This window comes from Methanobrevibacter sp. (assembly GCF_045646045.1).
Lineage (GTDB): Archaea > Methanobacteriota > Methanobacteria > Methanobacteriales > Methanobacteriaceae > Methanocatella.
Genome location: NZ_JAZRJY010000068.1, coordinates 1 through 9,398, shown reverse-complemented (window position 1 = coordinate 9,398; position 9,398 = coordinate 1). Strand labels below are relative to the sequence as shown.

Sequence of the window (9,398 nt, the reverse complement as noted above, 5' to 3'; positions counted from 1 at the left end):
ATCATCGATGAATACGACCCCGACATTATCATTTATGATGTTTTGGGTGATGTTGTATGTGGAGGTTTTGCAATGCCTATCCGTAAGGGAATTGCAGACCAGGTATATACAGTTACTTCATCTGACTACATGGCCATTTATGCGGTAAATAATCTGTTTAAAGGTATCTTAAAATATTCTAATAATGGTGGTGCATTGTTGGGTGGAGTTATAGGAAATTCCATTAAATCTTCACTCCAGGAAGATATGATAAAAGATTTTACTGAAAAAACAAACAGTGACGTAATTAAGTTTGTTCCAAGGTCTCCTACTGTAACACGTTGTGAGTTGGATGGAGTGACAACAATTGAAGGAGCACCGGATTCCGCACAAGCTGAAGTGTACAGAGAGCTAGCTCGTAAGGTAATTGATAATAAGAACAAATTCCTACCAACCCCATTTGATAATGATGATTTGTCCGATTGGGCATCTGGTTGGATTAATCAATTGCTGTTAAATCAAAAGACCGAAATGGATAATGTCCAGGAAGGAAGTTCTGGAATATGATTTGGTTTTACGCGAAACACGAATGATTGGTCATAGAGATATGGCTAATCATTAATTTTATCAAATCAAAACATAAGAAATTTTGTCTCTAAAAAGTAGGTAATCAATAATTTTTTCCATAATTTTCACTGCCATTAATCACATTTTTGTTATTGGTTACTTACTATTATCAATCAATAACCTTTTTGATGTGCATGGTGTCCTGTCATTATTGGGCAAATAGCACATTCTGATTTTTAATTAAAAATCTGTTTTATATTTTTAATTTTTTTAAAATAACTGTTAAAATAATCACTCGAGAAATGGATTTAATCGATTGCTGAAATCAATCAAAAATTTAAAATAAAAGAGGTCTTCAAACCCCTTCTATTTCATTCAAGTTTTCAATTTGTCTGTCGAAATCATTTAATTTTCGGGCAAGGCCTTCAAAGTATGGGATGTATACTTTTGAAAACGCCAATCTGTTAGGATTTTCATTCACTTTTGCGATTTGTGCTTTAACCCTCTCGATTTTTTGTTCGACTTCATCATACATCAAGTCTCCGGGGAATTCTCCGATAAATATTCCGTCAGCTCCGTTGTCAAGAGCATGCTTGATGTGGCTTGGCCTTACACGATTGACTGAATGGACTTTAATGATATGTATTGATTCAGGATATTTCAATCTGTTGACTCCAATGTTGTCTGCAGCAGTATATCCAATTGTATCTAAGAAAACAAGGATCATACGTTCATCATCTTCTTTTTTAGACAATACTCCATCAATTGTGGCAAATATTTTCTCATCAATGTTCCCATTGATGTTAATTGCACCGTGCTGGCAAACGGTTAAGCATTTTCCGCATCCGTCACAGCTCATAGGGTCTAAGAACAATTCATCATTAACAATGCTCAGTGCTTTGAACTTGCATTTGGCCAAACAATCACCACAAAGCTGACATTTTTCATGGTCTATGTCTGCAATAAACGGTTCAATCTCGACGCCGCCGTAATTGTACTCGGCAACTTTTGATGCTGCGGATGTTGCCTGCATTATTGAATCGGTGATGTCCTTTGGATCTTGAGCGGTTCCGCAGACAAACACTCCTTGAACATCCGTAGTCACCGGTTTGATTTTAGGATGGGATTCCTTGATGAACGAATCTTCGGTTGTACCCAAATTTAGGATTTTAGCAATTTCCTTAGTGCCTTCAGAAGGTTCCATCGCAGTTGAAAGCACAACCATATCTGCTTCAATTTCTTCAAATTCGCCTTTGATGGTATTCTCAACACGCACTATTAAATTATCTCCTTTAACGGCAACCTCTCCAGGTCTGCCCCTTAAGAATCGGACTTCATTTGCCTGAGTATGTTTGTAGTATTTCTCAAACATTCCTGGAGTTCTCACATCAGTATAACAGATTACAACATCGGTATCAGGATATTTGTGTTTTATGATGTTTGCATTTTTGGATGCAACAGAACAGCATATTTTTGAACAGTATTTGTGTCCGTCGGGTTTTTCATCCCTGGAACCGACACACTGTATCATCACGACCCTTTTTGGAACTTTACCATTTGCTTTTAGTAATTCTCCTTTTGTAGGTCCGTTTACTCCAGTTATGCGCCCAAGCTCTGCTTGTGTTATGATGTCTGGGTGTCTTTTATATGAGTAATCCGGACGTTTGTTTGGATCTATTAATTGGTGTCCTGTAGCTATGATGAGTGAACCTACCTGTAGTGGAACATTCTCAGGTTTCTGCTTTAAGGTGATTGCATTCATCATACATTGTCGTTTACAGTTTCCGCACTTATTGCATGCGTCAGGGTCAATAACATATGCTTCAGGATATGATTGACCAAAAGGTCTGTAAATCGCTTTTCTTAAGGAGAGTCCTTCGTTCCAGTCATCAGGAACCTCCACTTCACAAACCTCTGTGCATTTTCCACAGGCGATACACTTGTCGGGGTCAACAAATCTGGGTGATTTTTCAACTATCAGATTGTATGTTCCTGCACGGCGGTCTGCATTTATCACCTTTGAGTTGGTCCATACGGTTATGTTTTCATTCCACACCAGATCGTTCAGAATCGGATTGAGCAGACACATGCCGCATTCCTCAGCAATCTTCACAGGTGAGAAAACTTTTCCAATTTTTGCCATATGTCCTCCCAATGATGGGGACTGCTCGACTATGGTGACTTTTGTCCCTTGGCGTGCAAGTGATAATGCAGCATTCATCCCTGCAATTCCGCCACCGATAACTGCAACTTCATCGGGAGTTTGACAATAAATCGGATTTACTTCATCAGATTGCTTGACTTTTTCAATGGATGCGTTGATTAAAGTTATGGCCTTTTTTGTGGCCTTTTCTTTATCGTCATGCACCCAAGAACATTGCTCTCTAATATTTGCCATGTCCATTAGATATGGATTGAGAGGTTTCACATAATCTTGGAATGTCTTTTCATGGCTTATGGGTGAACAGGCTCCGATTACAATTCTGTCCAAATGATGGTCGATAATTGCATCACGGATAATCTTACGTCCATTTAGTGAACATAAATTTTCAAACTGTTCAATCACTTCCACATCAAGAGTCTGTCTAACCTTATCCAAATCAACAGTATCTGAGATGTTTCCACCACATTCACATAAGAAAACGCCAATTTTGAGATTTTTGGTCATGATTCAACCTCCTTTAATTCGGTAATTACTGAATCTATTTTGGAGGTATGGGCCTGAACGCCTACAACGCTTTCCCAGTCGGCACCCATTGCAATTGCAATAAATTGGGAAATGTTCAAATGAATTGCCTTGAATTCTCTGCCTTCCCTTTGTGAGATTAGAGGTTGATATCTGTCAAATTGTATATGACAGTTCGGACATAAATGTACTAGAATTTCAACATTTTCATCCTTAAGGGATTTCATTTTATCTGCTGTTGCGGTAAATGATAAATCAGGGTTTGAATATCTTTGCCTAAATCCTGTACCGCAGGATGCACGTTTATGGTCATACCAACCTATGGTTTTGCATCCGCAAGCTTCAATAAGTTCATCGATTATGTTTGGGTCTCTTACTCCAGCTATTGTGTCCTCATAGTGGACCTTGCAGTAATGGCATCCATGGTGAGTGGCAATCTTGTATTGGCTTAAGTCATATTTTACATGTTTTTTGATTTCATCCTTTTTGCCATATAAGATGTCCACGAAATGGAAAATGTTTTCAGTAGGTGTCAAATCATTTTTTTCATATTTCAAATGGTCTAATCCATTTTCTTCAAACAATTCATTTATTTCTTCACGTAAGTCGTCTTTATTGTTTAATAGCTTTACTGATTTTTTGTTGATTGCATAGCATGTAGCGCACATCATAACAAGATTAGGTCTTCCAAGATTCTGTGCCACTTTAAAGTTACGGGCTCCTATTGCTGTTGTTGAAACTTGATCAAAAACATCTGAATAGTGTCCTAAGCCAGTGCAGCATGTTTGCTTTTCGGATATTCCATAATCAATTCCTAACTTTTCAAAAACGTATTTTGTAGATGATTCGATTCCTGGATATTCCACACTCACAAGACAGCTTCTAAACAAAAGGAGATTTTTATCCGGGATGTTTTTCATTTTTCCACCTCTGCCTCTTGAGATTTTCTAATGTTTTCCATTCTTTCCTTAAATCCGGTGATTGTTAAAATCAAGCTGACTTCATCAATCACGTCTTCGGGAGGCATTAAAGGTGGATAAAGATTTAATTTGTCTCTGTTTTCATCCAACTTATCAAATCTTATCTCTTCCCATCCAGGAACATCTTTTGCAATATCATCAAAAAATATTTCAGGTATCGCTCCGATTGCTGCATCGAAGTAGGAATCGGCAAATCCTAAATATTCATAAAGCTTGTCCCATCCAATGCCTTGGTTTATTGCGAATTGTTTCAATATCTGGTTTACTTCACAAACGCTGTTTCCAACAGGGCATACGCTGTGGCAGGTGTAGCAATAAAAGCAGTTCCATAAGTAATCTTCTGCGATTATTGTTTCATCACCCTCCAGGACTCTTTCAATAATCTCTCGGGGATTATATTCTGAGTGGCGTGCTGCAGGACATGTTGATGTGCATAAACCACATTGAACGCATTTCAAAACACCGTCATCTTTGGTGTTTTTTACATTTGCAATTATCTCTTCTGCAAAATTAATTGGTGTATCGGTAATTTTTTGATTAGTAGTCATAAAACCACCTCTACAAAGTAAATTCTTGGGTTTCAATTAATTTTTTCAGTTTATTGGATAATCTGTTTCCTCTCAATCTATCAGATTGTCTGCAGACAATTGGCACATTCACGTTCTTGTTGTTTATTTCCAAATCAACATCACCGGTATTCATGTTGAATGCATCATTTGTACAATAATGAGCACATATTCCGCATCCGAAACACAATGCAGGATTTCGTTTCTTGTTTGCAAATGCATTTGTAGGACAGATTCTTTCAATAGTACAAGAATCACAGTTTGAACATTTTGAATGGTCATATTGTGGTCTTAAGTCATATCCTTCCCACATCTCTTTATAGTTTGTTACTCCTACCGGTAAATGACGACCTTTTATTTCAGCCAATGGCAATTTAATGTCTTCATCGGTTACAAGTAAATTGTTATAGATTTCTTCATTTAGAACAGGGATTGGTATGGCCACAGTATCATAAACTTCTCCGCCTTGGCCGGTTTTGTATCCTCCAAGGTAATATGGATCCATCTCTTTATAGTCTGCCGCCAACATTAAATTCGGTTTTTCTGCACTGGAACGGGTACCATCACCTAAAATTAATCCTTCAGCACCATTAAACAGGAATCTGGTTCCGGCTTTTATCACATTGTGAGGAATATCGTTTTGAAGAGGATTCAAGTCTCCACATCCTGAAAATGTCAAGCCAGATAGGTTTCCTTCAAGTGGGATTGCCGAAAAAATAGACTTTATCGGTTCGTCATAGCTATTGACAAAAGCGGTATAATTTTTAAATGCCATTCTGGTTCCGATTATTTGGCCTCTGCCGATGTCATCGATGGTTATTGTGTTTTCGATAGTCTTGCCTTCAGCACTTTCAACTCTCACATCTATTGGTTTGCCTTCTAAAAGTTCTTTTAAGACGAATCCTCCACCATAGTTGTGGTCTTGAATGGAATGTGTTGTTCCATGAAGTATCACATCAATTGAACCTAACCATTCATTTGGACATGGGCCGGCATGTGCCGGAACTCCATTTAAAAATACCTCTTCTGCACGTATAAACTCTCCGGGTCCAGAAACTACAAAATTGAGTATAGCTGCTGTACCGCTCATTACACCACAAGTTCCTGTTGTTACAACATCAACTTCATCAAAACTAGGGGCGTTGCCTTCTTTTAAAAGTTTTTTAAACTCTTCTGCTGTGTAAATATTAGCCTCACCATTTTCAATTTTTTGGTTGATTTGGCTAATACTTCTATTATTAGTCATTTCACTACCTTCCTAAACTTATGTTTATTTTCCAATAGTTCTCCTCTAAGACTTGATAAGTCTTTAAAGAAATAATATCATCACTGGAAACGTTTGCCCGAGTTTAGTTTGTTTCCTATTGGGATGAAATGGACTAAGTCTTTGCGATGTAAAATCAATTACATTCACAAAGCAATAAGTAATTTAATCAATTTCACTTTTTTGTCCGATTTTCAATATGATATGTTATTTTTCAGATTTTTTGGAGGAGTTTAAATTTTTTCAAGGCCTGCCTGGATTTTCACAGTTTTTTAGTAAAAATCCATTTTTTGTTTAGGTGATATTAATTAATATCACAATTGTTATATCGAGTTTTCATAATATTTAAATGTTTTTTAATTTCAATATTTAAAGTGTTATAAAAGGCCGTTATATTTGTATCTTAAAAAAATAACGGCTATAATATTGCTAAAAATAATTCACATTTCTTATTTGTTAAAAATAATAATCATCATTATTTATTTGTCTTTTTAGTGTAATGTAATCTATTTTTTTCTTTTAGTGGCAAATTACTTATAATGATTACAATTGTAATATAAGATTATGTATTCTGAAGAAATTGATATGGAAGAAACACATATCCGTCTTAAGACGGACTTAAAAGATCATGAGTTAAAAAGATTTATTTATAAGATAAGATACGATTTGAAACAGTACATTTCAAGAAATCAGGATTTTTTAATATCATTGGAACCGACCAAATCAGATTCAAAAGATTTGCCTCCAATAGTTGAAAGGATGTATGAGTCATCAACCTATTCGGATGTTGGTCCGATGGCCTGTGTTGCGGGAACCATTTCGGAGTTAAGCTTAAATTATTTAATTGAAAATGGCTCAAAATATTCCATCGTTGAAAATGGTGGCGATATTGCTTTTATAAACGATGAAAAAATAATATGTGGTATTTATTCTAATAATGAGGTTTTTGGAAATAGGATTGGTTTTGAATTCAAGTCACGAAAAAAGCCTTTGGGTGTATGTACATCTTCAGGAAAAATTGGCCATTCAATTAGTTTTGGTCAAGCTGATAGTGTTACAGTAATTAGCAAAAGTCCTTCTCTTGCAGATGGGCTTGCAACCAGAATAGCCAATGATGTTTATGGTGAAACATCTGAAGATAAAGTAACTAATGCCATTGAGACTGCAGAGCGTTTTAGGGAGTTTTTTGAAGGCATTTTAATTATATCCCAGGATAATGTCGGTACTGTTGGAAGGCTTCCAAAGATTGTAGAAACGCCTGAGTTTAAAGTTAAATTATAACAGTTCTGATTTTTCTAAAGCCTGACGCAAATCCTCTATAATGTCTTCCACATCTTCTATTCCAACTGAAAATCTGAAAAATCCATTGTGGAATTCTTCGGGATATAAATATTGCCTTTCATCGTCTTCTCCGATGAATACTATCAGGCTTTCATCATGACCCAATGAAACCGCAGATGTTATGATTTTTAAATGGCTTACGAATTCATTGTGTTTCTCGTGACTGGCTTTCAATCCAAACGCTATCATTCCCCCATATCCGTTTATCATTTGTTTTTTAGCAATTTCATATCCTTTGTTTGATTCAAGTCCTGGATATGATACGAAACTTACATTTTTCTGGGATTCCAGCCATTCAGCCACTTTTTGTGCATTTTCATTATGGGCTTTCATTCTCAAGGGCAGTGTCACTGATCCTCTCATTATCAGCCATGCATTGAATGGACTTATTGTCGCTCCTAAATTAACTTGGGATTGCTCTCTTATGGGGGTTAAAAGTTCTTTTTGATTTGCTATGATTGCTCCTCCCATTGAGTCGCCATGTCCGTTAATGTATTTGGTTAGGCTTTCAATCACGTAATCTGCACCTAATTCAAGGGGTCGTTGATTAAATGGAGATGCAAAAGTATTGTCTACGCTGAGCAGTGCTCCATGTTCATGAGCAATTTCTGCAATTTTAGAAATGTCGGATATTCCTATTGTAGGATTTCCAGGGGTTTCTATATGAACTAGTTTTGTTTTATTTGTAATTGCCTTTTTTAGCTCTTCAATATCTGTTGTATCAACAATAGTGGTGTTTACTTTAAATTTTTCATTGAATAATTCGTTTAGAAGTCGGTATGCTGCAATATAGGTCACATTTGAAAATACTACATGGTCCCCTGATGAGAGAAGAGAAAAAAATAATCCTGAAAGTGCTCCCACTCCACTTGCAAGGACTATTGCATCTTCACCATTTTCTAGGTTAGCTATTTTCTCTTCAAGATATTTTTGATTGGAGCCTCCATTTCTAGTGTATAATGTCTTATCTGCACTGCTCCAGTTAATGTTGGTGGGGTCATATGGCAATTCATAACTGTTTCCCATTGTTATGGGGCGTTTAATTGCATTAGTTTCTCTGTCAACATCGTTTCCTGTGTGTACTGCACGGGTTTGAAATCCAAGTTCTTTTCCATATTCTCTTTTTTTCATAGTCATTACCTGAAATTTAATTGTACATTATTTTGAAATTTACAATATATAACTATTGTTATATTTCTACATAATGTTTATATAGTTTAGCTGTAAATATCTATTTGATGAAAAAATAACTATTGTTATATTTTGCATATTATCTTTTTCATTGCTCGGGCGAAACTAAAGAAGTGATGAAAATGGCAAAAACTATAAATGCGGAAGAATTTTTAGAAAAAAACAAACAGAAAATTCAAATTGTTGATGTAAGGGATGATGAGGAGTTAATATTGGGTAAAATCGAAAATTCAATTAATATTCCAAAGCAGGAACTTTCATACAATTTGGAAAAGCTAGACAAAACAAAGCAAATAATTGTATATTGTAAAACCGGTGATAGAAGTGATGAAGCAACTGATGAGTTAAACTCACTTGGTTATGATGCATTTAGCCTTGAAGGAGGCTTTAAGCAATATCAGGAATATATCAATAATCTTGATGCAATCGAACTCGACGTCAAAGGTCAAATGTGTCCGGGTCCAATAATCCAGATTGCAGATACCATTAACGAAATTGAGACTGGTCAAAAGATACATGTCGAATCTGATGAGGATGCATTTGCATCTGATGTTAAGATTTGGTGTGATCGAACTGGAAACAATTTGGAATCCTTGGAAATTAAGGATGGGATTATAAAAGCATCGATTGTAAAGCAAAGCGTTCCAGAAATTCCAAAAGACAATGACAAAACCTTTGTGGTATTCAGTGGCGATTTGGATAAAACGATAGCTGCTTTTATAATTGCCAATGGTGCTGCTTCAATGGGAAGAAACGTTACCATGTTTTTCACCTTTTGGGGATTGAATATCTTAAGGAAGCCTGAAAAGGTAAGCGTTAAAAAG

General features: G+C 36.1%; 7 protein-coding genes and 1 pseudogene. 3 read left to right on the top strand and 5 right to left on the bottom strand.

Annotated features, from left to right (window positions below; all coding sequences use genetic code 11):
- Nucleotides 1–546: pseudogene (locus ACKI5C_RS04300) on the top strand (nitrogenase iron protein); the annotation flags it as partial.
- 355 nt (nt 547–901) lie between these two features.
- Here ACKI5C_RS04300 and hdrA read toward each other — a convergent pair.
- Genes hdrA through ACKI5C_RS04280 form a run of 4 tightly spaced genes read right to left on the bottom strand, consistent with a single transcriptional unit; the run spans nt 902 to nt 6,024 of the window.
- Nucleotides 902–3,214: a ferredoxin:CoB-CoM heterodisulfide reductase subunit HdrA gene (gene hdrA, locus ACKI5C_RS04295; RefSeq protein ID WP_407431975.1), complete on the bottom strand. Its 2,313-nt coding sequence runs from the start codon at nt 3,212–3,214 to the stop codon at nt 902–904.
- Nucleotides 3,211–4,152 carry a ferredoxin:CoB-CoM heterodisulfide reductase subunit HdrB gene (hdrB, locus tag ACKI5C_RS04290; protein ID WP_407431974.1) on the bottom strand — a complete coding sequence of 314 codons (942 nt, stop codon included), beginning with the start codon at nt 4,150–4,152 and terminating at the stop codon, nt 3,211–3,213. The genes hdrA and hdrB overlap by 4 nt, the downstream gene beginning before the upstream one ends.
- Nucleotides 4,149–4,760, bottom strand: coding sequence for a ferredoxin:CoB-CoM heterodisulfide reductase subunit HdrC (gene hdrC, locus ACKI5C_RS04285; RefSeq protein ID WP_407431973.1), 612 nt, complete (start codon nt 4,758–4,760; stop codon nt 4,149–4,151). The genes hdrB and hdrC overlap by 4 nt, the downstream gene beginning before the upstream one ends.
- Before the next feature lie 10 nt (nt 4,761–4,770).
- A complete protein-coding gene (locus ACKI5C_RS04280; protein WP_407431972.1) occupies nt 4,771–6,024 on the bottom strand; it encodes a methanogenesis marker 16 metalloprotein in 1,254 nt (417 codons plus the stop codon).
- 582 nt (nt 6,025–6,606) lie between these two features.
- Between ACKI5C_RS04280 and ACKI5C_RS04275 the strand changes: the two genes are divergently transcribed.
- Nucleotides 6,607–7,323, top strand: a complete 717-nt coding sequence (locus tag ACKI5C_RS04275; protein WP_407431971.1) for a UPF0280 family protein — start codon at nt 6,607–6,609, stop codon at nt 7,321–7,323.
- Here the strand turns inward: ACKI5C_RS04275 and ACKI5C_RS04270 are convergent.
- A complete protein-coding gene (locus ACKI5C_RS04270; RefSeq protein ID WP_407431970.1) occupies nt 7,318–8,514 on the bottom strand; it encodes a trans-sulfuration enzyme family protein in 1,197 nt (398 codons plus the stop codon). The genes ACKI5C_RS04275 and ACKI5C_RS04270 overlap by 6 nt on opposite strands.
- Nucleotides 8,515–8,696: 182 nt before the next feature.
- On the opposite strand from ACKI5C_RS04270, the gene ACKI5C_RS04265 reads away from it, so the two are divergent.
- On the top strand, nt 8,697–9,398 hold a 702-nt coding region (locus ACKI5C_RS04265), incomplete at its 3' end, for a DsrE/DsrF/DrsH-like family protein (protein ID WP_407431969.1).